This window comes from Nitrincola sp. (assembly GCF_048264025.1).
In the GTDB taxonomy this organism is placed as follows: domain Bacteria; phylum Pseudomonadota; class Gammaproteobacteria; order Pseudomonadales; family Balneatricaceae; genus Nitrincola.
This window is the reverse complement of sequence record NZ_JBLXDN010000026.1, coordinates 15,012-39,571: the sequence shown is the minus strand read 5'-3', so window position 1 is coordinate 39,571 and position 24,560 is coordinate 15,012. Positions and strand designations below refer to the sequence as shown.

Here is a 24,560-nt window from a genome sequence, read left to right as displayed (position 1 = left end):
TACCGGTAAATATGTCGATAGGCCGGGTAGATAAATTTACCTACCCGAACCTTAATCACATCAGTCCAACGGCCGACGGTAACCAGAGCGATAAGAAAGGTAGGGCATTGATCAGTGCCATGCACAGAAACATCACCAACAGGAACGGCAGCATCGCCTTAAACAGTGCCGACATGGATATATCGGTTGTTGCCATAACGAGGAACAGTCCCGGTCCCAGCGGCGGTGTGACCAGTCCTACCAGCGTAGCTAAACTGATAACAATGCCGAAGTGAATAGGGTCAATGCCCATCGCTAAGGCGGCTGGCAGTAAGATCGGTACCATTACAATCAAAATGCTCATGCTCTCGAGAAACATGCCGAGCACGATGATCAGCAGGTTGATCAGCAGTAGGAACATGAGGGGTGAATCTGTCAGGCCATTGATCAGCTCGACCACTCGATCAGGTACTTCCTGGAAGGAGAGTGCCCAGCCGAACATGGTGGCCGACGCAATCAGCCCGGTGATCATCGCGGCATTAAGCGCAACGCGGAACAGCACATCGGGCATTTCTGACCAGGTGATCGATTTATAGATCAGCTTGCCAATCAGCAGTGCCAGAAGCGCACCGATTGCGCCGGCTTCAGTCGGTGTCATCACACCGGCGGCGATACCTGAGATAATGATCATCGGAATGCTTAACGGCACGAGATCTTTGAGAATTTCGCTTGGGGATATCTGTTTTGGTACGTCAGCCTGCCCCTCGCGCGGGAAGCCACAGAATAGACCGGTTAGGAAGATGATGATCGCAAATCCGAAGATAATCAGTATGCCGGGGATAATCCCTGCCATGAACAGCGCCCCTACAGGCTGAAACGCGATTACTCCGTAGATGATCATGATCATGGATGGCGGGATGATCGGCCCTAGCAATCCACCCGAGACGGTTACCGCCGATGAAAAATCGCGTTTAAAGCCTTTCTTCTCCATCGCTGGGATCATGACTCGGCTCATCACTGCAATCTGGGCTAACGCCGATCCGAGGATCGAACTGGTGATCGCATTGGTCAGCAGGTTTACGTAAGCCAGTCCACCGTTCAACCGTCCGACCATGAGTGAGGCCAGTGAGATCAGGCGATCGGTCAAGCCACCACGGTTCATCAACTCACCGACCATCATGAACAATGGGATAGCGAGCAGACCACTCTTCTCAAGCGACCCATAGAGTTGCAGTGGCAGGCTACCCGTCAGCATGCTGAGATCGGTTTGATGTAGAAACACCAGTGTACCAATCAGCAGGGTAATCAGGATCGGTAGCCCCATAAATAGGAATATAAAAAATACAGCTAGGGTAATCATGTGTTATCTCCTGACACTAGCTTGCCCAAGGATTCGAACCAGTGGACAAATTGGTGGAAGCTCATGGTGATAAACGCGATCAGCAACACACTATAGTTATACCAGCGTGGGAGTTGGGTGGTGGGTGACAGCTCAATTTGTGTCAGTGGAGCTGACACCCATTGATAGGTCAGCCAAGCAAAGAAAATCAACGTAACCAGTGCGACCAGTTGAAATAGATTTTGTACCAGGCGGCGCAGCGGCTTCTTGAGCATCAGGTAGATGAAATCAATCGATACCAGCTGTTGTTGATGGATCAGGTAACTGACGCCCACAAAACTCATCGCTACCAACATCTGGACAGCCACTTCTTCGGCCCAGAATAGCGGTGCGTCGAACAGGTAGCGTAAGACGACTTGAGCAATGAGTAATAGTCCTAAAGACGCAGACAGGGCGATCAGTAGCCATTTTTCTATTCGGGCGAGACAAGCGTCCACCCAGATTATTAGAGTCAGCATAGTGTGTCTCCGATCCTGTCGGGCATTCATATCAAGTCCGACAGGAACAGTTTGAACTTAATTATTGTTGTTGTGCCCGGACCTGATCGTAAAAGTCAGCAATCAGTTCATCGCTGTCGATATACTTTGAACGAATAGTCTCGGCTTCCTGCTCATAGGAGGCGGCAGAGACCTCAATAATGTTGACCTTGGCATCCACCAGTGTCTGCAGGTTCTCACGTTCTGTCTTAGCCTGCTCCTCAATACCCCACAGCTCGGCTTCGGTGAAGACCCTGCGGATTAACGCTTGGTCTTCAGGGTTTTGCTTATCCCACCAGTTTTTAGAGACCAGCATGATGCCTGGGAAGGTCATGTGGTTGGTGAGTGTCAGGTTAGGGGCCTGCTGATAGAGTTCCAATGCAACCACCAGATCCAGATCGACATCGACGATATCCAGCAGGTTTGTCGTTAAGGCTGGGGCTATCTCTGGCAGCGGTAGCGCGGTGGGTGCGGCCTTGTTGCTCAACCACCATTCATTGAAGATCGGTGCCGGGAAAGCACGCACTTTTTTATTCTCTATATCAGCCAGGCTATTGACTGGCGCAACAGAGATCAGGTGGCGCATACCGGCAATGATATAGCCTAGGCCAACCATGCCCTGACCTTCCATTTTGTCCAGCATCGCCTTGGCTGAAGGCAACTGCGTAGCCTGTCCGGCATCTTCCACACTGTCGAACAGTCCTGGCAGGAACCATCCGTTCAGAGATGACTCACGGTTGGTCATAAAGCCCGCGGGAATGACCGCGAAGTTCAACACGCCAGTCTGCAACATTTGTGCATTTTCCGGATCACGACCGAGTCTACCGAAAGGAAATACCTTGATGTCAAACCGACCTTCGCTTTGAGCTTTCAGGTCTTCAGCAAATTTTTCTGACACCTTGCTGAATATATGGCTAGGCGGTACAGGCGTGCTGAGGCGTAGCGTTTCCGCAGATGCGGTACTCATCATCAATGGGAGTGTAGCAATCATTGACGTGGCAATGTAACGCAGCCATTTATTTGTTACCCATTTCATTGTAATCACCTTTAATATTTATTGTTGTTTCGGGTTTGTTACTGCTTATTAAGCTGCAGATTGAGTCATTACACCAACACCGATCTCACCGGCTTCGGTTTTACAGAACATAGATTGCAGCTTGGGAATCACCCTCGCCGCGTTTTCAGCCGTCAGTACGGCCATCACATAGCGATCGGGTCGCACTAAAAACACGGCATTCTCGAAACCATCGAAGATCCATTCATTGGCTTGGCCGTAGAGATCACGGAACACTTGCACGTCACTGTCCGGCACCGGGTTGTATTGCCGAGGGGTTATACAAACACGCTGGATGTCGGCGGGCAGTTGATGTTTCCAGTCGTTTAAGGGCGCGAAGGCCTCGGCGGCTGAGGTGCCATAAGCCACCAACAGAAATCCGGCGGCGCAGCAGTCATCCAGTTTGGCGACTCGGCGTTGCGGATCTTCCAGTGCAGGTTGTGCCATCATCCGGCCAGCGCGTGTTTTCTTTGCACTTAACCCGTCCGGGATAAACCAGCCCGACATAAAGCGGGGTTTGGGTTTGTAGCGCATCTGCGTGACATAATCTCGAGCAGGCGGATAGAGGCTTAATACTCGCATGCCTGCTTGCATCAGTCGGGCACGCAGCAGCGTGGGTGGCATCATGAATCGACCTAGGATGTCGGCCATTTTGATCAGTTGCCAAGCGTGAGGTTTACGCTCTTCTTCGTAAGAGTCCAGGACCTCGGCAGGTAACTTTCCTTGCACTACCTGGGCTAGCTTCCAGCCCAGGTTAGAGGCATCACGAATACCACTGTTCATGCCCTGGCCCGCGAAAGGGGGGGTTAGATGGGCGGCATCTCCGACCAGGAAAATACGTCCCTTGCGCCAGCATACGGCTTCCCGAGCATGGAAGTGATACACCTGCTTGCGTACAATTTCGGCATCACGGTCCGGTCCATGATCGGCTATCAAGCGGCGTACGAACGCCTCTTCGACGACCTGCTCTTCAGTTTCGCCAGGCAACATCATGAACTCGAAGCGGCGTGTTCCATCCGGTCCCGGTAGGTTGATGCCCGGGCGTCTAGGGTCACAGTAAACACGTGTCTGGCGAAAATTGTCACCTGTGCCTTTCAGGTCAATAATCAACCATTTTTGTTCATAGGTGAGTCCTTCCAAAGGGATATTGAGGGTGGTTCGGAAATAGCTTTTACCTCCGTCAGACGCCGCAACATGGTCAGCCATGATCTCGTAACGATGACCGTCATGATCCTCAACCTCCAATAACACGCCCTGGTCATCCTGCGAGAAGTTGACTACTTCATGGCCAAAACGTGTCTCGACACATGAAAACCGCTTCAGCCCCTCTTTAAGCGTTGCTTCCAGATTCGGCTGTATAAACGCGTTTCGTCGTGCAAAACCGTATTCGCTGGTATTGGGCTCGATACGCGCGAAAGGTTTACGGTTTACATCCAGATAAACGGATCCATAATCCTGAGCACATTGATTGATGACTTCCTGGTCGAGACCGATCATCTGCATGGTCCGCATGGATTCATCATCGATGGAGACCGCGCGTGGTAGCTGGACTGTAGTCAGATTTTTTTCCAGTACCAGTGTTTCAATGCCATAGGTACCCAGCAGATTGGCAAGTGTCAGGCCGTTAGGGCCTGCACCTACTATGACGACTGGTACATGGCGTCGATCGTTTTGGTGTTTTTTATCATTATTATTAGACATAAATACTCCCAGATTAATCCATCACTGAGCCTGCTGCCCTGAAAAAAAGCACAAAGAGTTCCCTGCTGAGAAATCAGCATTTTTGTTATCTCGGTTGCTTTATTCGGTGTCAGGCTTCAGATATACGCCTAATTAGCTGCGCAGAAAGGCCTGCCCCCAGTAATTTAGAGTCTTTGGTGTATGCTGCCATTCGCCCACTGGCCGCCCGTTCATCACCTCAAGCTCAGCTGAGATTTCAACCCAGTTACCATCCGGATCATGGATCATGAAGAACAGGTTGTTGCCGGGCCCATGTCGGCCAGGGCCCCATTTGAGTTCTATATCGAGTGTGGAAAGATGATCAGCCCAGTCGCGGATCAGGTTCCAATCGCCCGCTTCATAGCAGTGGTGATCGAACCAGCATCGCGGCGCCTGGAAAACTGCCAGCGCATGATGTTCTTCGTCACTGCGAAGAAAGCAGGCGCGCATGTTGCCTTCGTCATCCAGTACATTGTCACTGACACTGAAACCGATTATGTCACGATAGAAATGAATCAACGCGTCGACCTCAGTCGTTGCCAACGCTGTATGCTGCAAGCGCGCGCGATAAGGTCCATCTCCAAAGTTGGCTTTTTCAGAAACACCATAGAGGCTGCGGTTACCGTCAGGATCGGTCAGCATAAATGCGTCACCGACAAGATAGGGGGAGGTGGTTGGCTCGATCTTTACCCCTTGGCTTTGCAGCTTGGCACGCAGGGATGCCAATGATGATTCGGACATGCCATAGGCAAAGTGCTTTAGCTCTTTAGCATAGCCTTCACAGATCAGTAGCTTGCGCTCTGGGCCAGTTACCATCCAGCCCGCTTCCGTGAGTTGGGCTTCGTTACGCAAGGCTTTGGCATAGAATTTTGCTAGCGCTTCCGGATCAGGTGATCCTAGCGCTAGATGGTCAAGATGTGCGTTAATTGTCATTATTATTATCCTTTTTTCAGGGGGCATTCAGATTTACTCCCAGCCCCTTGTTAACACCTTGACCTACCTGACAAGTCGCTCATATTCGTGACTGATCCTGTAGGCCAACCCAATAATTCGTTCAGCTCCCGCATCGACTGCAGTTTCGTCATAGTATTCAATTGGCTGTACGATGCTTAAGCTGCCGATGACTTTTTTATCCGGATTAAAGATCGGTGCGGCAATACCGAACACCCCCTTATCGACCTCTGCTTTGGTAACGGCAAATCCTTTTTGCCGTATGCGCCGAAGCGATTTTTTAAATTCGTCCCAGTCGGAACCAAGGTTCGTGCGCTTAATCTCTTCGCTATAATTCACAAAAATCTGCATGAGTTGACGGTTGGGTAAAAAAGCCAAAATTGCTTTTGAGGTCGCCCCTTTTAACAGCGGACGCGGTGTGCCTCGCGAGTAACTGACTTGCCGACCAAAACCACCGAACTCTTCAACACATATCACCTGTTCTTTAAACAAACCGCAGATTAGCCAGGCCTCTCTAGTGGAGACATCCAGCTCTGGTTCGAGTTGTTTGGCTGCCCGTACCAGGGGATCGGACAATCGCAACTGCCGGTCCCACTGAATAATTCTTGCACCCAGGGTGTAGCGTCCTGGCGCCACCTGGAACAGCAGCCCGGCATCGGCAAGCTCCTTGGTGTAGCGGTAGGCTGTGGATCGTGTAAATTCCATCGCATCGCAAATTCCCTCAACCGACCAGACGGTCGCATCTTCGGCAAACAGATCCAGCACCGATAGCATGCGCTCCAGACTGCTGGGCGGCTTACTGTCCTGGCGTTGGGTCGGTACCGTGCTGGACGTGCTGTCTTGTTGAGTAGGCGATGTTTTTTGCATAGCGATCACTTTTCTTCGTCGATAATAGTGTTACGTAGGATGCCGATACTGGAAATCTCAATTTCGACCACATCACCGGGCTTCATCCACACAGGTGGCTCACGAAAAGCACCCACACCGCCGGTAGTGCCACTGACAATGACATCACCAGGCAAGAGTTCAGTAAAGGTGCTGCAGTATTCAATCAAGGCACCAACATCAAAAATCATGTCGGAGGTATCCGTTTCCTGCATCACTTCACCATTGAGGCGGGTAACCAGGTGCAGCGCCTGAGGATCTGGAATCTCGTCCTTGGTGACTAGGCAGGGCCCGAAACCACCGGTTTTTGGGAAATTTTTGCCAGGTACGAACTGAATGGTGTGTTTCTGATAATCCCGCACCGATCCATCGTTATAGCAGGCGTAGCCGGCGACGTACTTGAGCGCCTCTTCACGTTTCACATGGCGAGCAGGCTTACCGATTACTATGGCCAGTTCACCCTCGAAATCCAGTTTGTGCGAAGCAAAAGGGCGCACAATTGGCTGCAGGTGTCCTACCTGGCTGTCGGCAAAGCGGGTGAACACCATCGGGTAAGTCGGCATATCACGGCCGGTTTCTTTCACGTGAGTAGCATAGTTAATCCCTATGCAGAGAATTTTGCCTGGATCAGGGATGACGGGTAGCAGCGTTACGTCATCTAGCGGATAGGATGGGAGGAGATCAACATTGATTGACGCGAGTCTTTCCAATACATACTCAGACAGAATGGACTTCATGGATTTTTCTGTATCACCTAAGTGCGCGGCAAGATCAAAAATCGTATTTTCTTTAAGAATGCCGACTGATACTTCGCCTAGCTCGCGCTGAAATGTGACTAGCTTCATTGTTATTATCTCCGTTTGGGTTGTATTTATATTTGGCTTTTGGCTGCAGTTGAGCGTTTCTGTTGATCTGGATCAATAGTTTTATTTGATTATTATCCCACAATACGAGATTGTCAATATATTTTGTATTGTGGGATATTTGTATTTTTATGGCGGGATAGATCAAGAACAGCGGTTACTCCACATCTTCGGCCAGGAAACCACCCGACTGACGTTCCCAGAGTGAGGCATAGATGCCGCCCCGTGCCAGCAGTTCGGCATGGCTGCCTGTTTCAACAATGCGGCCCTGATCCATCACCACCAGACGATCCATGGCCGCTATCGTCGACAGGCGATGAGCGATGGCGATTACGGTTTTGCCTTCCATCAAGCGATAAAGGTTTTCCTGAATGGCGGACTCAACTTCAGAATCGAGTGCCGAGGTGGCTTCATCCAGAATCAGAATGGGGGCATCCTTGAGCATCACGCGAGCAATGGCGATGCGCTGGCGCTGGCCTCCGGAGAGCTTGACGCCGCGCTCACCAACCTGAGCGTCATAGCCAGTGTGGCCTTTGGCATCACGCAGGGCGGGAATAAATTCATCGGCTTTGGCGCGGGTGGCGGCTTGAATGACTTCCGCATCACTGGCCTCGGGACGGCTGTAGGCGATATTGTCTCGCACTGAGCGGTGCAGCAGGGAGGTGTCCTGGCTGACCATGCCGATATTGGCGCGCAAGGACTCCTGCTGCACATCGGCAATGGATTGACCATCGATCAGAATGCGTCCGCTTTCCAGATCATAAAAACGCAGCAGCAGATTCACCAGTGTAGATTTTCCTGCTCCGGAGCGGCCGACCAGGCCCACTTTCTCACCGGCTTTGATCTCCAGCGAAAGTGCGTCGATAACGCCCGATTGCTGACCATAGTGAAAGCTGATCTGATCGAAACTGATAGCCCCTTTATCAGCTTTAAGTGCGGGTGCAGCGGGTTTGTCCTGCACTTGCTGGGGTACGGAAATGGAGCCGATACCATCACGGACCGTGCCGATATTTTCAAACAGCGAAGCCACTTCCCACATGATCCATTGAGACATGCCCGATAAACGCAGCACCAGCCCCAACGCTACAGCCAGCGCTCCGATACTGATCAGTTCATTCAACCACAGCCAGATGCTCAGCCCGGATACGGCCAGCAATAGCAGTGAATTGAGCAGGTAGAGGCAGGTGTTGAACCAAGTCACCAGACGCATCTGCTGGTGTACCGTTCCCAGAAAGCCATCCATGCCTTCGCGGGCATAGGCCGACTCACGCTGGGCGTGGGAGAAGAGTTTGACGGTCTGGATATTGGTATAGGCATCTACCACCCGCCCGGTCATGATAGAGCGGGCATCGGCCTGGCGCTGAGACACCTTGCCCATCAAGGGCACAAAGTAGCGTAGCATCAAAATATAGCCGATCAGCCAGACCACCAGTGGGATTGCCAAGCGGGTATCCGCACTGCCCATGATCACCAGAGTGCCAATAAAGTAGACGCCAACATAGTTGAGTACGTCGATCAGTTTAATCACACACTCACGTACCGACAGCGCTGTCTGCATCAGCTTGGTCGCTATGCGGCCAGCGAACTCTTCCTGGTAATAGTGCATCGACTGTTTCAGCAGGTAGCGGTGTATTAGCCAGCGGATACGCATCGGGTAATTGCCCATCAGTACCTGGAAACTCAGCAGTGAATGCAGCAATACCATCAGCGGCAGGCCCATAATCACGGCAGCCATGCCTGCCAGTTTCCAGCCCTCGGTGGCTAGAAAAGAATCCCGGTCTTGCTCAGCCAACCAGTTGACCAGATTGCCCATAAAGCTGAACAACCACACTTCAACCAGGGCAACACAGGTCATTACGACTGCGGCCAATAACAGCCAGGGCCCTATGCCGCGTGAGAAGTAGACACAAAAGGCAATCAAACCCTTGGGCGGTTGACCCGGTTCTTCATCAGGAAAGGGATTAATACGGTTTTCGAACCACTGAAACAGGTTAACTCTCTTCATCATCTCTAACATATTTGGCTGGAATTGTGTTTAAATTCAGTGAACAGGAATTACTCATTCGACATAACAATCTCAGGAGTCAACCATGATCTCACTGCGCAACCTACTGACTGCCGCTGGTGTGGCATCCTGCATGACGCTGCTGTCACTGCCAGCCTTAGCGCAGGATTTTCGTTTAGGACTGATTACACCGCCTTCACACCATTGGACCCAAGCAGCTCAACGTTTTGCCGAAGAGGTGCAGACGGCCTCAGAAGGTCGGCATAGTGTAACAGTCTTTCCGGCCGCTCAGCTCGGTAACGAGGCACAAATGGTACAGCAACTGCAGACGGGTGCGCTGGATATGGCCTTTTTGACTGTAGCAGAGATTTCCAATCGCGTACCTGAGTTTGGGGCTTGGTATGCGCCTTACCTGGTTGATGATATAGATGAAGCGGCCGCCTTGTTGCAGTCTGATGCGGCTGTAGAGATGTTTGATCTGCTTCCCCAGCAAGCGGGCCTGGTGGGTGTGGGTTATGGTATGGCGGGTATGCGGCAGATGATGAGTCGTACACCAGTAAGCACACCTGCGGATCTGCAGGGCAAAAAGTTACGCATTACGCCTTTTGATCCTATTCGGGATTTCTACACCGCCTTGAATACCGCGCCAACCCCATTACCCTTGCCTGCCGTGTATGACGCCTTGGCAAATCGTCAGATTGATGCCATCGATATGGATTTTGATTCCATTCTGATTTTCCGCTTTTATGAGCGGGCTGATCACCTGCTGATTTCCAACCACATGATGTTTCCGATGGTAGGTGTGGTATCAGCCAGAGTGTGGAGTAATCTGGACGAAGCCGATCAGGCGCAACTGGCCAGCTTGATGAAAGCCCAGTTGGATGATGTGGTGGAGACCTTCCGTTTACAGGAGCGCGATCAGGAGGCCGAGCTACGTGCACTGGACATCACAATTACCGAAGCAGATCGTGATGCCTTTGCCGACAGTGTAGCCGCCTGGGAAGCCATTTGGTCAGAAAAAACCAGTAGTCTGGATGCTCTGCGTGCAGCCGTGGAAAACAATAGAAATCCTTGATCTCAATGAATGGCAACGGCGTTCCTGCCGTTGTCAGCAGGTTTGTTGATGGTATGCATGCGTAAACTTTCCGATTGGCTGGCCACTGCTGAAATGTGGATAGCGGCGTTATTGGCTGCACTGCTCACTGTGCTGATTCTGCTCAATGTTGTCAGCCGTGCGTTGGGCATGGCGATCTATTGGGTGGATGAAATGGCCATCTATGCGATGGTGTGGATGACGTTTCTGGCAACCTCTGTGGTGATTAAACGCCGCCAGACGTTATCGGTCACGCTGATTGTTGACCTGTTGCCTGCACCGGGGCGGGTCTGGCTGGGATTGTTCAGTGATTTGATGGTGCTGCTGTTTGCCGGGTTGTTGTTAGTGTTTTGTATTCGTTGGTTTGATCCCTTCACTCTGTATCAGCACGGCTTTGATAGCGGGGCGTTTCAGATGCAAACCTTCAATTTCATCTACGCCGAGTCTACCAACACCCTGGGATTGAAAAAATTCTGGATCTGGCTGGCTTTACCATTTGTCGCCGTTACTTTGCTGCTGCACGCCTGGGTAAACCTGCTAGGGCGTTGTTCGCAACTGCTAAAAAGAGATTATAGCGATGTTCAGGGGTAGCGGGTTATGACTCTGATGGCCGTATTCTTTGTGTTGCTGTTTGCATCGGTGCCGATTGCTTTGGTGTTGGCACTGTCGGCGGCCTTTTATATTGCCACGTCTGATAATTCAGTGCTGTTTGATTCCTTTGCCCAGCAGTTGTTTGGCTCTATCGAAAACTACGGCCTGTTGGCGATTCCGCTGTTTATGCTGGCGGGCGAGCTGATGAATGAAGGTGGGCTCACGCGTCGGTTGATCAATATGGCGCGTATCCTGGTGGGTGGCTTTCGCGGTGGCATGGCGTATATCAATCTGGTGGCCAATATGATGATGGCGGCCATTATGGGCTCTGCTGCTTCTCAGATAGCCATCATGTCGCGCGCCATGGTGCCGGAGATGGAGAAGGAGGGTTACAGCCGTCCTTATGCCGCAGCTATCACCGCGGCAGGTGGTCTGTTGTCCCCCATTATTCCACCTTCGATGCTGTTTGTGCTCTTCGGCGTGTTGGCGCAAGTCCCGATTGCCGATATGTTTATCGCCGGTATTATTCCTGGTTTGATTATGTCGGCACTGTTTTTTGTCACCATTACCCTGATGGGACTGGTGCATCAGTACCCAGCGGGTCAGTGGATGACATTGGCTGAATCCCGTCAGGCTTTACTGCTGGGTTTGCCTGCTTTGGCTATTCCAGTACTGATTATTGGCGGGATTCTCTCTGGTTTGGTTACGCCGACCGAATCGGCAGCACTGGCCTCATTGGGTGCGCTGCTGGTTGGGCGTTTCGTGTATAAGGAGTTGCGCTTTTCTCAACTGCCTGAACTGTTAAAACGCACCGCATTGAACTCTGGCATGGTGATTATCCTGATTTCAGCCGCAGGTGTATTTGGCTGGGTACTGGTGTATGAGCATATCCCTCAGAATGCCGCGGCCTGGATAGTACAGCAGACCTCTGACCCTTTTGTGTTTTTATTGTTGGTGGTGGTGGCTTTATTGCTGGTAGGCATGGTCTTGGATGGTATTGCTGCCCTGATTCTGGTGGTGCCTATCTTGCTACCAGTGGCGCAGACTGATTTTGGTATCAGTCCGTATCAGTTTGGTGTAGTGGTGTGTTTGACGTTAGTGATGGGTTTGTTGACTCCACCGGTGGGTGCAGGACTATTTATCAGCTCCGCCATGACGGGTGAGCCACCCATGCGTATCTTCAAGGCATTATTGCCCTTTTTGTTGATGACGCTGGTTACCCTGGTGTTGCTGAGCTGGAAATCTGAGTTGGTATTGATGTTGTTATGAGTTTTAACCTCCGCATCGCTTTACTTTTCTTCCACAACATGGCAAGAATAGAAGATGTTGTGCACTTGCACAATATTTAGGAAGTCACCTTGCGATGAGTGTAATTAAAGCCATGTCATCTATGTCACAATCTCATGAAAATCAGGATGCTACCCAGGTTTACGATAGTATCACCCGTCGTATGAAAGGTTTTCTCTATCGCTGTCGGAATGATGAGCATTACACCATGCTGGTGATGTCTGGGCGAGTCAAAGATACCACTGGCTTTGAGCTGCATGATCTGCTAAATAATCGCAAAGCTTCCTACGTTTCGTTGATTCATGCCGATGATGTCGCCAGTGTTGATGCCGCCGTTGAGGCTGGTATTAAGGCACGTAAGAACTGGGATATTGATTATCGTATTCGTACCGCCAGTGGTAATACCCAGTGGGTGAATGAACATGGCGGCCCAGTCTTTGATGCACAGGGAAACTTGGCATTTCTGGAAGGTGTGGTAGTAGATATTGGTCAACGCAAGGAAGAGGAAAGCCAGCGAGCCGCTAATATGAAGCAGGTAGCGGCGGTCAGTGGTAATATTATCACCGAAACCCAGAAAATCCTGTATATGCTCAAGTCGTTACGCTTGCTGAGCCTGAATGCCAGTATTGAAGCCGCTCGGGCCGGTGATGCGGGTCGAGGCTTTGCTGTGGTTGCCGAACATGTTAAAGGACTGGCTGAAGACACTGGGAAGTCAGCTGAATATATCAATGAGCTGATCGGTGAGCTGGAGCGGCAGTTGGGTGCTCGGGCAAAACAATAATGTTCCCTGGTCAGTTGTTTCAATACCAAACTGGGCCATGCCAGAGGTTTTCAAACCTGGGTATTTCCCTTAAACTCCAGTGAGTTTCCTTAAATCCTCTGTTATCTTCCGGAGATCCATGATTGTTGTCTGATCCGGTTAAAATTCTTATTACGGGTGCTGATGGTCAATCAGGCTCAGCGATCGTCAGGCTTGCTGAATCTGATGCTTTTTTTTCTGTAGTGGCCCTGAACCGGAAACTACTGGATGTGACCCAGCCCGCTAAAATCGTAGCGGCGCTTGATAAGCATCTGCCCGATTACGTGATTAATTGCGCTGGTCTGAATAGTGCTGATCGTGCTGAGCGTGATCCACAGCGCGCTATGTTGCTTAACGCTGAAGCGGCACGCCATCTGGCGGTAGCCTGTGGTGATCTGTCTATTCCTCTGATCCAGTTATCGACGGATTATGTGTTTGACGGCCATTACGCCAGCGGTTATACCGAGGAGGACGATACCCGTCCACTGGGAGCCTATGGTGAGAGTAAATTGCGCGGTGAGGAGTATGTACGCCAATTGTTACCGCGGCACATTATTTTAAGAACCAGTTGGTTGTTTAGTGACCGTGGTGATAATTTCATGCTGCGGCTGTTGTCTGAAGCACGTGAGCATACGCTGATGCAGGCTGTAGATGACCGCCGTGGCTGTCCGACATCGGCCTTTGATCTGGCCCGTGTCATCCTGGCTATTATTAAACAGATGAGCTGTGGTGCGGAAGCCTGGGGAACCTACCATTATTGCGGTGCTGAAGTGACTACACGGTATGGCTTCAGTGAAGCAGTGATTGCGGCCGCACGCCAGTATGAAGATCTTAAGGTTGACAGTATTCAGCCAGTGGCCTCAAAGGACTATGTAACTGAAGCACAGCGCCCGGCTACATCGGTATTGAAATGTGGCAAGGTTTTGAATGCTTTTGGTATCAGGCAGCGCCCCTGGCGCATTGAACTCCAGCGCTTAATCCGGGAGTACTATGGCCAGGTGCGCTTGTAACCCTTTGAGATACTAGCGCTGTTAGAACAAACCCAGCGTAGGTGTCTTGCGTACGGCCACCATGGCAATGTAAGCCAGTGTTGCACCTGTCAGCAGTACGCCCAGCAATCTTGATGGCAGGGTGTTAGCCATCTTGAAGGCATAAACCGAGAAGCCGATATAAGCAAACAAGGCGATGATCTTCGCCAATACCCAGCCGACATGGATCGGATTCATGTTCATCACCACCAGCAAGGCAATGGCAGAAATAATTAGCAGAGCATCCACGCTGTGTGCCAGAATTTTCATCCAGCGTTTACGAATGCCAGCAGGCCAGACGATGACAAACCCTGCCCGAGCAATAAAGAGCAGGATGGTCAAAGCAGCCATTGTCAGATGAAGGTGTTTAAACGCCATGTACATGTCAGTTTTCCATCAGTTCAGTTAACAGGTGCAGACTGTGTCATAAGCCTTGGCTGCACACAACTAGTCCAGCGCGGTTTTTCGGGTAAAGGACGCCAGCCTTTGCATATCTTCGTCATACCAGCTCCAGCTTTCGCCTTCCAGGCTGCTGTAGCTGGCTTTTTCTAGTATCTGTAAAAATGTATTTTCGATCTGCGCCGCTTGTTCACAGTACATACGGGTGCTGGCTACTTGGCTGAGCTGCAGGCGTTCACCCTCTAGCTTGATCTGTCCTGCCATGGCATTACAGCCAGTATGGCCGGAAATTTGCTGGCCACTGAACTTAACATAGGGGCGTGTCTGTAAGGCCTCCAATTGCTCCGATTGCGTGTTCTGTAGCTCGACCAAATCCCATTCATGATGTTCCAGAGACTCAACTGGACTGCCACAGGTGGTGGCTGGCAGGGTTTGTTGCAAATGGTTAAAGTGTAAATGGTGGCGGGGCGCACCTTCTTCCGGTGTGATCCATTTGAAAGTGACGTCTGCCAGGGTATTCAGGTAGCTACCAGCCGCACTGCTGGATGCCAGATAAGTGCGTTCAACTGATAACCACTCGTCGGTCATGATTACCGGGAAACGCTTGCCGGTTGAACACTCGATAAACGAGGCTGCATCGGCCATGTAGGACAGCATGCCTTCTACCGAGCCAGTCACCTCTGCGGGTTTCCAGCCTTGAGGTTCCAGGCTGTAATTGAGCTCGGACACAATGGGCCGACCTTGTATATCAGCCTGCAACCAACCACCACTGTCAGTAGCAAAGTAAATCAACTCTCGGTCTTGGCCTTGTAACAGTAACTGGCCATTATCCAGTGTCCAGCGACCTAACTGACTGACGTTGCCGTCAGGTCTGTCCTGATAGGTTTCGGTCAAAAAATAGCTGCCATCGGCCAGTAAGTCGAGATGGGTATCAATACCAGGACAGCTGGCGCAGGGTAGAACACCGAAATAGCTCTGATTTTGCAGCGCCACTGGCGCCCCCTCTGTTGTATCGGCTACAGGTTGTGTAGCTGTTTGACTGCAGCCACTGATCAATAAGGCGGCTATGCAGGATGACAGGCTAAGGGATAGGGTTTTAGGCATAATAGATTCTCGTTAATAATGTTTCCAAGGCCTTATCAGACACGCGGCTTGTAGACCAATATAGCTGGACGTAACTGAATGCACCAGTGTCTTAGCCGGAGACGTGTTGCCATTGCAAACTCATTAATGCCCCCACCAATCCTGCTAGGCCCAACAGGATTAACGTACCCTGCACAGAGATTAGTGCCGTGAGTGCACCCACCAGGCCGGTGAGCAATAGCACCGCGCCAATCACTGAATTACTGACCGCTACATAGTCAGTACGTTTGTTACCTGAGGCCATGTCTACCATATAGGTTTTGCGTCCTAACCGGACACCGGCATGCGCAACGCCCAGGCCAAAAAATGCCAGCAGATAGACCAGCATGGCTAGCGTGGGATTCAGAGCAAACCAGGATATAACGGCAACAAGGATCGACAGTAGACCTGCCAGGGCGCAGGCTACAGCAAACACCTGTCGGCTGGAGTGATCGGCCCAGCGTCCCCATACGGGAGAGCTGATCAGGCCAGCCAAACCTTCAATAGCAATAAATAATCCCAGTAAACTAATGGCACTGCCCAGGTCATCGCGAGCCAGAGCTATATAAAAGGGCGCGGCCAGCCCTGAACCCATTGCCAATGCTCTGGCGATGACAAAGTACCGGAAGGGTTTATCATCCCGTAGTAGGCTGAGTTTTTTCAACGCTTCGGATAACCCGTTGGCGCCACCGGCTGTTGCGCCAGGAAATTCAACGATGCGACTGAACCACCAGGCCGCCAAGAACCAGCAAAGAGCGGCTAGCAACAATAAGCCGACATAGAGACGTTGTGATGCATCCGTCTGGATCAGGCTCAGTAATATACCCACCCCGAGTGCGGCTAGTCCCGATACAGCGCTGATCCAGCCAGCTAAACGTCCACGCCGCGTTTTCGGAACAGTCTTACCCTGTACATCCTTATAGGCGACAGAGCAGGCCCCGCGAGCCAGGCTAAATAGCACTAATAACGCTAGTAACGTAACGCCTGCTGTGGATCCCTCAAGGACCATGGCGGTCCAGCCCATTGCCATAAGGCTGAGCCCCTGCAGGGTGCCGCCCCAGACCCATACCCATTTTCGCACAGGTTGGCGTCTGACGAGTGCGCCGATCAGCATCTGTGGCAGCATAGAGCCGGATTCGCGAATGGGTACCAGCAAGCTCAGCATCCAGGCAGGAGCGCCCAGGTGCAATAACAGCCAGGGTAAGGTGGTTTTGGCGCTGGCCAGTTTATCGGCAAGGCTACTCAGGGTGTTGGCTATCAGGGTGTGAATGAAGTTCCCAGGTGTTTCATGGCAGGCCTCAGCGGATATGTCTTTGCACACACGTCCTTCATCATCTTCGGCAAGACGTGTATAGAGGGTTTCCTTCCAGTTCGGATGTAGGGGCTTCATGCTGACGCTTCCTGAACTTTATCGGCGCAAGGCGATTGTCTGTATACGCTGATCATCGGGCTGTCGAGCGCAAAACTCCTGAGTATCTCCACCGGCGTAGCGTACACTGACATTAAATCCCAGACCGGGATCATGATTCAATAGCAGCATGCGTTGCTCACCGGGAGCCAGTCGCAGTGTTAATAGATCTGACTGACCATTGGCGTTGCCAAAATTAAGCTGAATAGACTCAATCATGACACTATCCTGATTTTCAAAAGTGACATACATCCCGGCACTGGGTTGCTGTAGATAGTGGTTCAGGCCGATGCCCATAACCAAGCCAATGATTAGAGCGGGCAATGAAAATAGCAATAGTTTTTTCATCAGGAATCCATGTTGACGACGTGTAGCAGGGGGACTGTATGCCTGCCAGCATAGCTAGGCTGCATGAGTATTTATGAATCAATACTAATATAATAAAACTGATCGGTCTATAAGCGTTTATGAGCTGAACTTTATGATCTTACAGGTTAAGATTCCAGATTGTCTAAGGAGAAACTCATGCAGGGCTTGTTGTTGGCATTAGCTGCCTACACTATCTGGGGATGCTTCCCGCTGTTCTTTAATCTACTCAGTCACGTGTCTTCCGTGGAGGTATTGGCAAACCGTATTATCTGGTCGATGCTTGTCACGATGTTGGTGATTCTGGTGCTGGGTAAGCGTGACTCGTTTGTACGTTTGCTGAAAGATCCGGTGCTGATGCGATGGCTGGCACTGACCTCCTTGCTGATCTCAGCTAACTGGCTGATTTTTATCTGGGCGGTAGCGCAGCATCGCGTTATGGAAGCCAGTCTGGGCTACTACATGACACCCCTGATCAGTTTGCTGCTGGCGCGCGTGCTACTCAAAGAAGCCTTGCATCCGCTACAGGCTATTGCCGGCGGCTTGGCTGCGGTAGCGGTAGGCTGGGAGCTTTTCAGCCTTGGCAGCTTCCCCTGGGTGTCCTTATCCCTGGCATTGAGTTTTGGTTTTTATGGCCTGGTACGCAAACGCTACCCGGTAGACGGGCTCAACGGGTTAACGGTTGAAACGATGCTGATTTTTCCGCTGGCTCTGGGTTGGCTAGCTTGGCAATTCATCAGCCCGGCCTACCAACTGGATTTTGGTGGTGACCTGACGACAACCCTCTTGTTAGTTGCTTCGGGTGTGATGACTGCCATCCCGTTGTTACTCTTTGCGGCGGCCGCCAAGCGGCTGGATCTGTCAGTGGTCGGCTTTATTATGTACATTAACCCCACTATGCAGTTTCTGATTGCCGTGCTGATTTTTAAAGAGGACTTCCCGCCACAGCGTTTGGTGACTTTCCTGTTTATCTGGACAGCCTTGGTATTGTTTATGTGGGGGATGTGGATGGCTAATAAGAAATCATCAACAAATGATAAGTTAAAGATAGCCACCCAGTCTTTATCAAAGGAGTGATCGGCTAGAGTTAAGTATCTGTTATTTACATATTAACTAATATATTACGGAATGTTGGCAAGATGATTTTTCCAGCGCGTTATCAACGTTTTGTGTTCACCTTTATGATGTCGATATACATGGTGTTTATCATGACCTGTGTCATCACCCTGGTGAACACCGGTTTTTCCGATGGTTTTTTCCTGCGTTGGTTCAATGCCTTTATTGTGGCCTGGCCAGTGGCATTTGTGCTGATTTTGGTGGGTGCACCGCGGCTGCAGAAGCTGTCGGGTAAGTTAATCCGTCAGACATGAGCATCATGCCTGACGGAAGTGGCAGGTTAGAGTGAAAACTCTGTGGGTCCGTATAAGGCCTGTGTGGCCCCGCTGTAACTGGCCCAGAGTTGATCACCAAAATCATAATGCCACCACTCACTGGGCAGGTTGGTGAAGCCCTGCTGTGCCATAGCATTGAATAACAGCCGCCGACGATCACGCGCAGTCTGTTCAGCACTGCCATCCTCAAACTGTTCAAAATAATCCGTATGTGAAGCCGGCGAAACCTCATCAAAACGCGTACCCATGTTGACCATCAAGCCATCCGCATCACAAAGCGTGACATCGACTGCGCCGCCCGTTAAATGTGGGCTGGGTGCTCGTGGATCTCGGCTGGCGATGGATACAAACTCTCGGGTCATAGTGACTAGTTGTGTTTCACTGGCATCAGGGTGCTGGTGATGCAGGGTTTCATAGAGACTGTCGAACAGGTGCTGCTGTACTCGCCAAGGCCGCCAGCCGTCCAGAATGACCAGGCTGTAGCTGTCCGGTAGTGAGCGCGCCACCGCCAGCAGGCGACGGTAGACACCCTCACGAATAAAGCAGTCAGTCACCGCACCAGGTATTCCGAGCCGCTTGTAGATTGGAAACACTTTGATGGATGCCGGGGCGAGAGACAGTGGCACCAGTGGTTCATTTAATTCCTGAATTGGAATATGGCTGACCAGATTCCAGTCGGGCTCTGTCTGGTGAGGGATGGGTTGCAAAAGAAACTCATTTTTCAACGTTTTCATATTATTCAATATCAGCTTATCCGAAGGTGGTTGGCAGCCAGAGCGTCAGCGCCGGGAAAAATATCAACAGGATTAGTACCAGCACAGCAGTCAGCACAAAAGGCCAGATGCTCTTGAAGAGTTCAATAATCTCTATCTGGCTGACGGCAGCGGCAACGAACACGCAAGCCCCCATGGGAGGTGTGATCAAAGCAATGGTGATGTTTAGAGTGATGATAATGCCCAGATGTACTGGGTCGATACCGGCCATCATAGCGATTGGGGCAACAATCGGTGTCAGCAGCATCAGTGTGGAGACCTCTTCCATGAACATGCCGGTGATAAAGGTGATCAGGCTGATGATCAGCAAAATCATCACGGGTTTATCTACATAGGGTGCCAGTAGTTCAACAAACTGAGCGGGTACCTGTGCATAAGACAGCAGCCAACTGATGGTGGCTGATGCAGCCATAATCAGGAAAATTGCTGACGTCAGCCGGGCCGTATTGACAATTGCTTTCCACAGCGCGGGCAGTTTCAGCTGCCCGAGCAGTATGCCGCATAGTGCAACATAGGCTGTGATCAGAGCACCTGACTCGGTTGGTGTGACAAATCCCATCACAATACTTGCAACGATGATGAAGGGAGCCACCAGCGCTGGCATGGCACCCAATATAGCCATTGCCAGCATATTCATAGAGGGGAGACCTCCCTGTTTCTGTAACTGATGTTTCCAGGCATACCAGGCATTGAGTCCCATAAAGGCAACACCCATAATCAGTCCCGGAATCACCCCTGCCAGGAAGAGGCTGCCGACAGACGTATTAGTCAGTGAGGCATAGAGAATCATAAAAATACTGGGGGGGATGATCGGTCCGATCAATGAACTGCCAGCCGTCAAGCCAGCGGCAAACGCGGTGGAGTAGCCCTCCTTTTTCATCGCGGGTACCAACAGGGATCCCAGCGCGGAAGTATCTGCGACAGCCGAGCCATTAACACCGGCAAAAAATACGCTGGACACTACGTTAACATGACCGATACCGCCTCGTAGATGACCGACCAGCATATTGGCCAGGCGCATCAGGCGTTCAGTCATGCCGCTAGCATTCATCAGGTTGCCAGCAAGAATAAATAGCGGAATCGCCATCAGGGAAAATACATTGATACCGCCAAAAAACTGTTGCGGCATAATGCGGCTGATCATGGATGGGTCAACGAACATAAAGCCCACTACGGCGGTGGTCAGTAGAGCCAAAAATAACGGCAGTCCCAGTAGAACATGGACCAGAAAAACAAGTAGCATTATCAGGGTCATTCTGGATTCTCCGACATGACAGGCAGGCGTTTGGGGCCGTGAAGCAGCACCTGAAGTGCCAGCAATCCGAAGCCAATCGGCATAGACAGTAGTGGCCAGGTGCGACTGATGCCCAGTCCTGGGGTCTTGAACATCCCGACCGATTGGGCATAGCGATAGCTGAACACTGCAGCAACAATTGCCAGTGTCAATGTCAGTAGCCATTGATAGAGAACCAGTGCCTGAGACAGCCGTGTCGGCAGACTTGTTTCCAGCAGGGCAATACGCATGTGACCACCTTCCACCCAAACAGCCCCGGCGGCAAGAAAGGTGCAGCCTATAACTAGGAAGCGTGCCGCTTCATCGGTCCAAATCGGTGCGCCGCCAACCAAGTAGCGCAGCGTAACGGCATAAAGAATGACCAAAATATTGGTCAGTAATAGTGCACTGGCCAGCATTAGTGTTGTTGTCTTGACGAAAGACAGGACTTTCATTCGAAACTTATTCATAGAGTATCCATCGCAAACAGGCAGGAGCAGTGCTGTGCACTGCTCCCTCGAATGGAGTGACTGACGAAGATCAGTGAGCTAGTGTTTTAGCATCTTCCAGCGCCATATCGATTAACTGCTGATCGATGCCGCGTTCTTTCAGCCAGCTCAGGAAAGCAGGTTGTCCCAAGTCACGGAAGGCGTCGAGATCTTCACGGCTGGGATGAATAACTTCCATCCCTTGCTCTTCCAAATAGGAAATGCGTGATTCCACTTGTGCTTCATTGTGGATGCGTGCGGCGGCAGTCGCTTCGGCAACCGCTTCCAGGAAGGCGGCGCGGGTAGTTTCATCCAGGCTTTCCATCAAGGCGCTATTACCTACCAGGAACTGCATGGAGTAGTTAATGTTTGCCAGGGTCAGGTACTGCTGTACTTCATACAGGCTGCCCAGAATGATGTACATGGGTGGATTCATCTGACCATCAGCTACACCTGTGCGCAGTGACATGTAAACTTCTGTCCAGGGGATAGGCGTGCCTGAAGCACCAAAGGCCTCATATAGGGCAACCTGGCTTGGATCCATGGCACGGAAACGCAGCCCTTCAAAATCAGCAGGTGAGTGGATCGGGCGCTTGTTGTTGGTGAAGGCCAGGAAACCACCTTCTTCAACGACTGCCAGCATGTCTACGCCAGCGCGTTCCTGCAGTTTGGTTGAAATTTCCTGCCAGTACTGCCCCTCATCAAAAAAGGCCCGTGCAGAATCAAAGTTATCAAACAGGAAGGGAGTAGCGCTGATGAATATCTCATCTGCTAATGGTGATACACCGGCAAAAGAAGCGATGTTCAGACTCGGTGAATTCATGGTCTGTTCCATGCGTTCTTCTTCGGTGCCCAGCATGCTGTTGGGATACAACACCAGTTCAAGCTGTCCTTGGGTTTTTTCTTCCACCAGTGTTTTTAGTTGGGTGGCAAAGACATGTACGGCATTTTTATCTGGGTCAGGTGCGCCGTTGTAACTCAGGTTAATGCTGGTAGCAGCTTGCGTGTTGGTGGTCAGTGCGACAGCACACAAAACGCATGCGGCCGCTAAGGATTTCAGGGAAAAATGTTTATGTCTCAACATGATTATCTCCATTGTTGTTATTTAGAATAGCCGGGGAGCCGGTTGATTTGATCTTAGGAGTTGATGTGTTGACTATGCAATAGACGAGGTGTTGTTATTATAACAACACTTGGTAGCCGCTTAATCGGGGCGCATCTGCACGAAAAAAGTGCATTCCCTGACGCAGATGCGCCACACAAGCTTTAGCAGAAAGCGTTAGTTCATGTCCGGCCAGACTGACAATTTGTGCACGCGCGCCATTCAGAATGCTATGTTCCATGGGGAGGGCATGTATCTCACCGCGCTGTAGTTCTGCGGCCACCGTCAGCTCCGGCATGAAGGTGACACCGATACCCGAGCGGACAAAGTTTTTTAGTACCGTGACCGAGTTGGTGTGCAAGCGCGCATGCAGGTGTACGCGCTCCTGTTGGGCCACCATATTAACCATTTGACGCATGCCAAAAGGGTTGTCCATCAGTCCCAGTGGCAAGCCTTGTAGATCGCTCAGTCGTATCGGCCGTTGCAGTGACAGCAGCGAATGCTGTGGTGGTACGATCAGGTCCAGCGGTTGGCAGGTTTCCACATGGCAGGTCAGCAGGGGGTCGACGGGTGGGGCATACAGCAGGGCAATATTCACCTCCATCTCTTTGACCAGCGCAATGGCTTCATTGACGCCCGCCATGCGCACCTCGATCTCTATACCTTCGAATGCAGACATAAAGGATTGCAGTGGCGCAGCAATCAAGTCGCTGAGGAAGCCTTCGCCTACGGCGATACGCACCTCACCGCGGGCCAGCCCCTGAATCGCCATAATCTGAGACAACACCACCTCTTCAGCACTGCGCTGGGTGTGATAGTGGCGCACTAACAGGCGCCCAGCCTCGGTGGGGCGCATACCATTGCCTTGGCGTTCACACAGGGATACACCGAGGGTTTCTTCCAGGCTTTTAATATGGCGGCTGAGTGCAGACGCATCAATGTGCAGGTGGGCGGCGGCTCGACGAATCGAACCCCGTTTCACTACTTCATTGAGGCAAGCCAGCGCACGCTGATTTAGCATTGACTACTCCAGAGGGCTCAGAAATCAGTGTGCCAGCTTCCAGCGCAAGGTTTCCCCGGCGCGAAGCGGCACGATGATATCGCGGCCAAACGGTATCTCTGCAGGAACCTGCCAGGCATCCTTAATCAGCGTAATCTGATCCGTGTTGCGTGGCAGACCATAGAAGTCAGCCCCGTTAAAGCTGGCAAAGGCTTCCAGTTTATCCAGTACACCCAAGTCCTCAAAAATCTCCGCATACAGCTCAATGGCCGCGTATGCACTGTAACAACCCGCGCAGCCACAGGCACTTTCCTTAGCGCCCTTGGCGTGAGGCGCTGAGTCGGTTCCCAGAAAAAACTTGTGGCTGCCGCTGACTACCGCATCCTGCAGGGCCTGTTGATGCACATTGCGCTTCAGAATCGGCAGGCAGTAGAGATGTGGGCGGATGCCACCTGCCAGCATGTGATTGCGATTATAGGCCAGGTGCTGAACGGTGATAGTCGCACCGACCTGGTCTCCATGCGCCTGGACAAATTCGGCGGCATCACGCGTGGTGATGTGTTCTACCACCAGCTTCATCTGAGGATGACGTGCTGCCAGAGGTGCCAGAATGTCATCCAGAAACTGCTTTTCCCGGTCAAAAATATCCACATGATTGTGAGTCACTTCACCATGTACCAGCAGCGGCATCTTCGCTTCAGTCAGTGCGGCGCAGATGTCATCCAGCTTACCTAGGTCGGTCAATCCATCATCTGAATTGGTTGTGGCACCAGCGGGATAGAGCTTTACCGCTTTGACATGCTCACTGTCACCGGCTGCAGCAATCATGTCAGCACTGGTATTGTCGGTCAGATAGAGGGTCATCAGTGGGTCAAATCGACTACCCGGCGGTACCTGCGCCAGAATACGTTCACGGTAAGCCAACGCCTGTTGCACATTCGTGACCGGCGGTTTCAGATTCGGCATCACGATAGCTCGCCCCATCTGGCGAGCGGTGGCAGGGACAACATGCTGCAGTACCTCACCGTCGCGCAGGTGCAGGTGCCAGTCATCGGGGCGGGTAAGCGTCAAGCGGTCAGTCATGGTGTTGTGCGCTCCGTAAATTGAGT

At 51.5% G+C, this 24,560-nt stretch carries 25 protein-coding genes; 7 read left to right on the top strand and 18 right to left on the bottom strand.

Features of this window, described 5'->3' with window-relative positions:
• Positions 1-55 precede the first annotated feature (55 nt).
• The 8 genes from ACN0R1_RS15800 to ACN0R1_RS15765 form a co-directional block, all read right to left on the bottom strand.
• Entirely contained in the window at positions 56-1,339 is a 1,284-nt protein-coding gene (locus ACN0R1_RS15800; protein ID WP_417584580.1) for a TRAP transporter large permease, read from the bottom strand.
• Entirely contained in the window at positions 1,336-1,836 is a 501-nt protein-coding gene (locus ACN0R1_RS15795) for a TRAP transporter small permease (RefSeq protein ID WP_417584578.1), read from the bottom strand. Before ACN0R1_RS15795 ends, ACN0R1_RS15800 begins: the two co-directional genes overlap by 4 nt.
• Positions 1,837-1,897: 61 nt before the next feature.
• On the bottom strand, positions 1,898-2,890 hold the full coding sequence (locus ACN0R1_RS15790) for a TRAP transporter substrate-binding protein (RefSeq protein ID WP_417584576.1): 993 nt from the start codon (positions 2,888-2,890) through the stop codon (positions 1,898-1,900).
• Between the two features lie 48 nt (positions 2,891-2,938).
• Positions 2,939-4,609: a bifunctional 3-(3-hydroxy-phenyl)propionate/3-hydroxycinnamic acid hydroxylase gene (locus tag ACN0R1_RS15785; RefSeq protein WP_417584574.1), complete on the bottom strand. Its 1,671-nt coding sequence runs from the start codon at positions 4,607-4,609 to the stop codon at positions 2,939-2,941.
• Between the two features lie 132 nt (positions 4,610-4,741).
• The gene (locus ACN0R1_RS15780; RefSeq protein WP_417584572.1) at positions 4,742-5,560 is read right to left on the bottom strand and encodes a VOC family protein; all 819 of its coding nucleotides are present in this window, start codon (positions 5,558-5,560) and stop codon (positions 4,742-4,744) included.
• A 63-nt stretch (positions 5,561-5,623) separates the two neighbouring features.
• Positions 5,624-6,445 carry an IclR family transcriptional regulator gene (locus ACN0R1_RS15775; RefSeq protein ID WP_417584570.1) on the bottom strand — a complete coding sequence of 274 codons (822 nt, stop codon included), beginning with the start codon at positions 6,443-6,445 and terminating at the stop codon, positions 5,624-5,626.
• A gap of 5 nt (positions 6,446-6,450) precedes the next feature.
• A complete protein-coding gene (locus ACN0R1_RS15770; protein ID WP_417584568.1) occupies positions 6,451-7,308 on the bottom strand; it encodes a fumarylacetoacetate hydrolase family protein in 858 nt (285 codons plus the stop codon).
• Positions 7,309-7,483: 175 nt separating this feature from the next.
• Complete coding sequence (locus tag ACN0R1_RS15765; RefSeq protein ID WP_417584566.1) at positions 7,484-9,331, bottom strand: ABC transporter ATP-binding protein; 1,848 nt, start codon at positions 9,329-9,331, stop codon at positions 7,484-7,486.
• A gap of 85 nt (positions 9,332-9,416) precedes the next feature.
• Between ACN0R1_RS15765 and ACN0R1_RS15760 the strand changes: the two genes are divergently transcribed.
• The 5 genes from ACN0R1_RS15760 (at position 9,417) to rfbD (ending at position 14,111) form a co-directional block, all read left to right on the top strand.
• A complete protein-coding gene (locus tag ACN0R1_RS15760) occupies positions 9,417-10,406 on the top strand; it encodes a TRAP transporter substrate-binding protein (RefSeq protein ID WP_417584564.1) in 990 nt (329 codons plus the stop codon).
• 57 nt (positions 10,407-10,463) lie between these two features.
• Entirely contained in the window at positions 10,464-11,015 is a 552-nt protein-coding gene (locus tag ACN0R1_RS15755) for a TRAP transporter small permease (protein WP_417584562.1), read from the top strand.
• A 6-nt stretch (positions 11,016-11,021) separates the two neighbouring features.
• A complete protein-coding gene (locus tag ACN0R1_RS15750) occupies positions 11,022-12,284 on the top strand; it encodes a TRAP transporter large permease (protein ID WP_417584560.1) in 1,263 nt (420 codons plus the stop codon).
• 94 nt (positions 12,285-12,378) lie between these two features.
• The gene (locus ACN0R1_RS15745; RefSeq protein ID WP_417584558.1) at positions 12,379-13,083 is read left to right on the top strand and encodes a methyl-accepting chemotaxis protein; all 705 of its coding nucleotides are present in this window, start codon (positions 12,379-12,381) and stop codon (positions 13,081-13,083) included.
• Positions 13,084-13,208: 125 nt separating this feature from the next.
• Positions 13,209-14,111, top strand: a complete 903-nt coding sequence (gene rfbD / locus ACN0R1_RS15740) for a dTDP-4-dehydrorhamnose reductase (RefSeq protein ID WP_417584556.1) — start codon at positions 13,209-13,211, stop codon at positions 14,109-14,111.
• Between the two features lie 21 nt (positions 14,112-14,132).
• Here rfbD and ACN0R1_RS15735 read toward each other — a convergent pair whose 3' ends face one another.
• The 4 genes from ACN0R1_RS15735 to ACN0R1_RS15720 form a co-directional block, all read right to left on the bottom strand.
• Positions 14,133-14,507 carry a SirB2 family protein gene (locus ACN0R1_RS15735; RefSeq protein WP_417584554.1) on the bottom strand — a complete coding sequence of 125 codons (375 nt, stop codon included), beginning with the start codon at positions 14,505-14,507 and terminating at the stop codon, positions 14,133-14,135.
• A gap of 69 nt (positions 14,508-14,576) precedes the next feature.
• Positions 14,577-15,632, bottom strand: coding sequence for an META domain-containing protein (locus ACN0R1_RS15730; RefSeq protein WP_417584552.1), 1,056 nt, complete (start codon positions 15,630-15,632; stop codon positions 14,577-14,579).
• A gap of 91 nt (positions 15,633-15,723) precedes the next feature.
• Complete coding sequence (locus tag ACN0R1_RS15725; protein WP_417584550.1) at positions 15,724-17,040, bottom strand: MFS transporter; 1,317 nt, start codon at positions 17,038-17,040, stop codon at positions 15,724-15,726.
• Positions 17,041-17,058: 18 nt separating this feature from the next.
• Entirely contained in the window at positions 17,059-17,406 is a 348-nt protein-coding gene (locus tag ACN0R1_RS15720; protein ID WP_417584548.1) for a hypothetical protein, read from the bottom strand.
• A 177-nt stretch (positions 17,407-17,583) separates the two neighbouring features.
• On the opposite strand from ACN0R1_RS15720, the gene rarD reads away from it, so the two are divergent.
• Positions 17,584-18,501 carry an EamA family transporter RarD gene (gene rarD, locus ACN0R1_RS15715; RefSeq protein WP_417584546.1) on the top strand — a complete coding sequence of 306 codons (918 nt, stop codon included), beginning with the start codon at positions 17,584-17,586 and terminating at the stop codon, positions 18,499-18,501.
• A gap of 62 nt (positions 18,502-18,563) precedes the next feature.
• Positions 18,564-18,794 carry a DUF2798 domain-containing protein gene (locus ACN0R1_RS15710; protein ID WP_417584544.1) on the top strand — a complete coding sequence of 77 codons (231 nt, stop codon included), beginning with the start codon at positions 18,564-18,566 and terminating at the stop codon, positions 18,792-18,794.
• 26 nt (positions 18,795-18,820) lie between these two features.
• On the opposite strand, the gene ACN0R1_RS15705 is transcribed toward ACN0R1_RS15710, so the two are convergent.
• The 6 genes from ACN0R1_RS15705 to pyrC form a co-directional block, all read right to left on the bottom strand.
• Entirely contained in the window at positions 18,821-19,549 is a 729-nt protein-coding gene (locus ACN0R1_RS15705) for a M15 family metallopeptidase (protein ID WP_417584602.1), read from the bottom strand.
• 16 nt (positions 19,550-19,565) lie between these two features.
• Positions 19,566-20,843 carry a TRAP transporter large permease gene (locus ACN0R1_RS15700; RefSeq protein WP_417584542.1) on the bottom strand — a complete coding sequence of 426 codons (1,278 nt, stop codon included), beginning with the start codon at positions 20,841-20,843 and terminating at the stop codon, positions 19,566-19,568.
• The gene (locus ACN0R1_RS15695) at positions 20,840-21,331 is read right to left on the bottom strand and encodes a TRAP transporter small permease (RefSeq protein ID WP_417584540.1); all 492 of its coding nucleotides are present in this window, start codon (positions 21,329-21,331) and stop codon (positions 20,840-20,842) included. The genes ACN0R1_RS15700 and ACN0R1_RS15695 overlap by 4 nt, the downstream gene beginning before the upstream one ends.
• Positions 21,332-21,401: 70 nt before the next feature.
• Positions 21,402-22,433, bottom strand: coding sequence for a TRAP transporter substrate-binding protein DctP (gene dctP / locus ACN0R1_RS15690; protein ID WP_417584538.1), 1,032 nt, complete (start codon positions 22,431-22,433; stop codon positions 21,402-21,404).
• 97 nt (positions 22,434-22,530) lie between these two features.
• Positions 22,531-23,472 (bottom strand): LysR family transcriptional regulator, encoded by a 942-nt coding sequence (locus tag ACN0R1_RS15685; RefSeq protein ID WP_417584536.1) that lies wholly within the window; start codon positions 23,470-23,472, stop codon positions 22,531-22,533.
• Positions 23,473-23,496: 24 nt separating this feature from the next.
• Positions 23,497-24,534, bottom strand: coding sequence for a dihydroorotase (pyrC, locus tag ACN0R1_RS15680; RefSeq protein WP_417584534.1), 1,038 nt, complete (start codon positions 24,532-24,534; stop codon positions 23,497-23,499).
• Between the last annotated feature and the right edge of the window lie 26 nt (positions 24,535-24,560).

What these genes read in the sequence shown, in the direction of transcription:
- ACN0R1_RS15735 (WP_417584554.1), bottom strand. Translation starts at nt 14,507, where the DNA reads ATGGCGTTTAAACACCTTCATCTGACAATGGCTGCTTTGACCATCCTG.
- ACN0R1_RS15765 (WP_417584566.1), bottom strand. Translation starts at nt 9,331, where the DNA reads ATGAAGAGAGTTAACCTGTTTCAGTGGTTCGAAAACCGTATTAATCCC.
- ACN0R1_RS15705 (WP_417584602.1), bottom strand. Translation starts at nt 19,549, where the DNA reads ATGAAAACGTTGAAAAATGAGTTTCTTTTGCAACCCATCCCTCACCAG.
- dctP (WP_417584538.1), bottom strand. Translation starts at nt 22,433, where the DNA reads ATGTTGAGACATAAACATTTTTCCCTGAAATCCTTAGCGGCCGCATGC.
- ACN0R1_RS15795 (WP_417584578.1), bottom strand. Translation starts at nt 1,836, where the DNA reads ATGCTGACTCTAATAATCTGGGTGGACGCTTGTCTCGCCCGAATAGAA.
- ACN0R1_RS15685 (WP_417584536.1), bottom strand. Translation starts at nt 23,472, where the DNA reads ATGCTAAATCAGCGTGCGCTGGCTTGCCTCAATGAAGTAGTGAAACGG.
- ACN0R1_RS15760 (WP_417584564.1), top strand. Translation starts at nt 9,417, where the DNA reads ATGATCTCACTGCGCAACCTACTGACTGCCGCTGGTGTGGCATCCTGC.
- ACN0R1_RS15730 (WP_417584552.1), bottom strand. Translation starts at nt 15,632, where the DNA reads ATGCCTAAAACCCTATCCCTTAGCCTGTCATCCTGCATAGCCGCCTTA.
- rarD (WP_417584546.1), top strand. Translation starts at nt 17,584, where the DNA reads ATGCAGGGCTTGTTGTTGGCATTAGCTGCCTACACTATCTGGGGATGC.
- ACN0R1_RS15745 (WP_417584558.1), top strand. Translation starts at nt 12,379, where the DNA reads ATGAGTGTAATTAAAGCCATGTCATCTATGTCACAATCTCATGAAAAT.
- ACN0R1_RS15725 (WP_417584550.1), bottom strand. Translation starts at nt 17,040, where the DNA reads ATGAAGCCCCTACATCCGAACTGGAAGGAAACCCTCTATACACGTCTT.
- ACN0R1_RS15695 (WP_417584540.1), bottom strand. Translation starts at nt 21,331, where the DNA reads ATGAATAAGTTTCGAATGAAAGTCCTGTCTTTCGTCAAGACAACAACA.
- ACN0R1_RS15770 (WP_417584568.1), bottom strand. Translation starts at nt 7,308, where the DNA reads ATGAAGCTAGTCACATTTCAGCGCGAGCTAGGCGAAGTATCAGTCGGC.
- ACN0R1_RS15720 (WP_417584548.1), bottom strand. Translation starts at nt 17,406, where the DNA reads ATGAAAAAACTATTGCTATTTTCATTGCCCGCTCTAATCATTGGCTTG.
- ACN0R1_RS15755 (WP_417584562.1), top strand. Translation starts at nt 10,464, where the DNA reads ATGCGTAAACTTTCCGATTGGCTGGCCACTGCTGAAATGTGGATAGCG.
- ACN0R1_RS15790 (WP_417584576.1), bottom strand. Translation starts at nt 2,890, where the DNA reads ATGAAATGGGTAACAAATAAATGGCTGCGTTACATTGCCACGTCAATG.
- ACN0R1_RS15700 (WP_417584542.1), bottom strand. Translation starts at nt 20,843, where the DNA reads ATGACCCTGATAATGCTACTTGTTTTTCTGGTCCATGTTCTACTGGGA.
- ACN0R1_RS15710 (WP_417584544.1), top strand. Translation starts at nt 18,564, where the DNA reads ATGATTTTTCCAGCGCGTTATCAACGTTTTGTGTTCACCTTTATGATG.
- ACN0R1_RS15750 (WP_417584560.1), top strand. Translation starts at nt 11,022, where the DNA reads ATGACTCTGATGGCCGTATTCTTTGTGTTGCTGTTTGCATCGGTGCCG.
- pyrC (WP_417584534.1), bottom strand. Translation starts at nt 24,534, where the DNA reads ATGACTGACCGCTTGACGCTTACCCGCCCCGATGACTGGCACCTGCAC.
- ACN0R1_RS15775 (WP_417584570.1), bottom strand. Translation starts at nt 6,445, where the DNA reads ATGCAAAAAACATCGCCTACTCAACAAGACAGCACGTCCAGCACGGTA.
- ACN0R1_RS15785 (WP_417584574.1), bottom strand. Translation starts at nt 4,609, where the DNA reads ATGTCTAATAATAATGATAAAAAACACCAAAACGATCGACGCCATGTA.
- ACN0R1_RS15780 (WP_417584572.1), bottom strand. Translation starts at nt 5,560, where the DNA reads ATGACAATTAACGCACATCTTGACCATCTAGCGCTAGGATCACCTGAT.
- ACN0R1_RS15800 (WP_417584580.1), bottom strand. Translation starts at nt 1,339, where the DNA reads ATGATTACCCTAGCTGTATTTTTTATATTCCTATTTATGGGGCTACCG.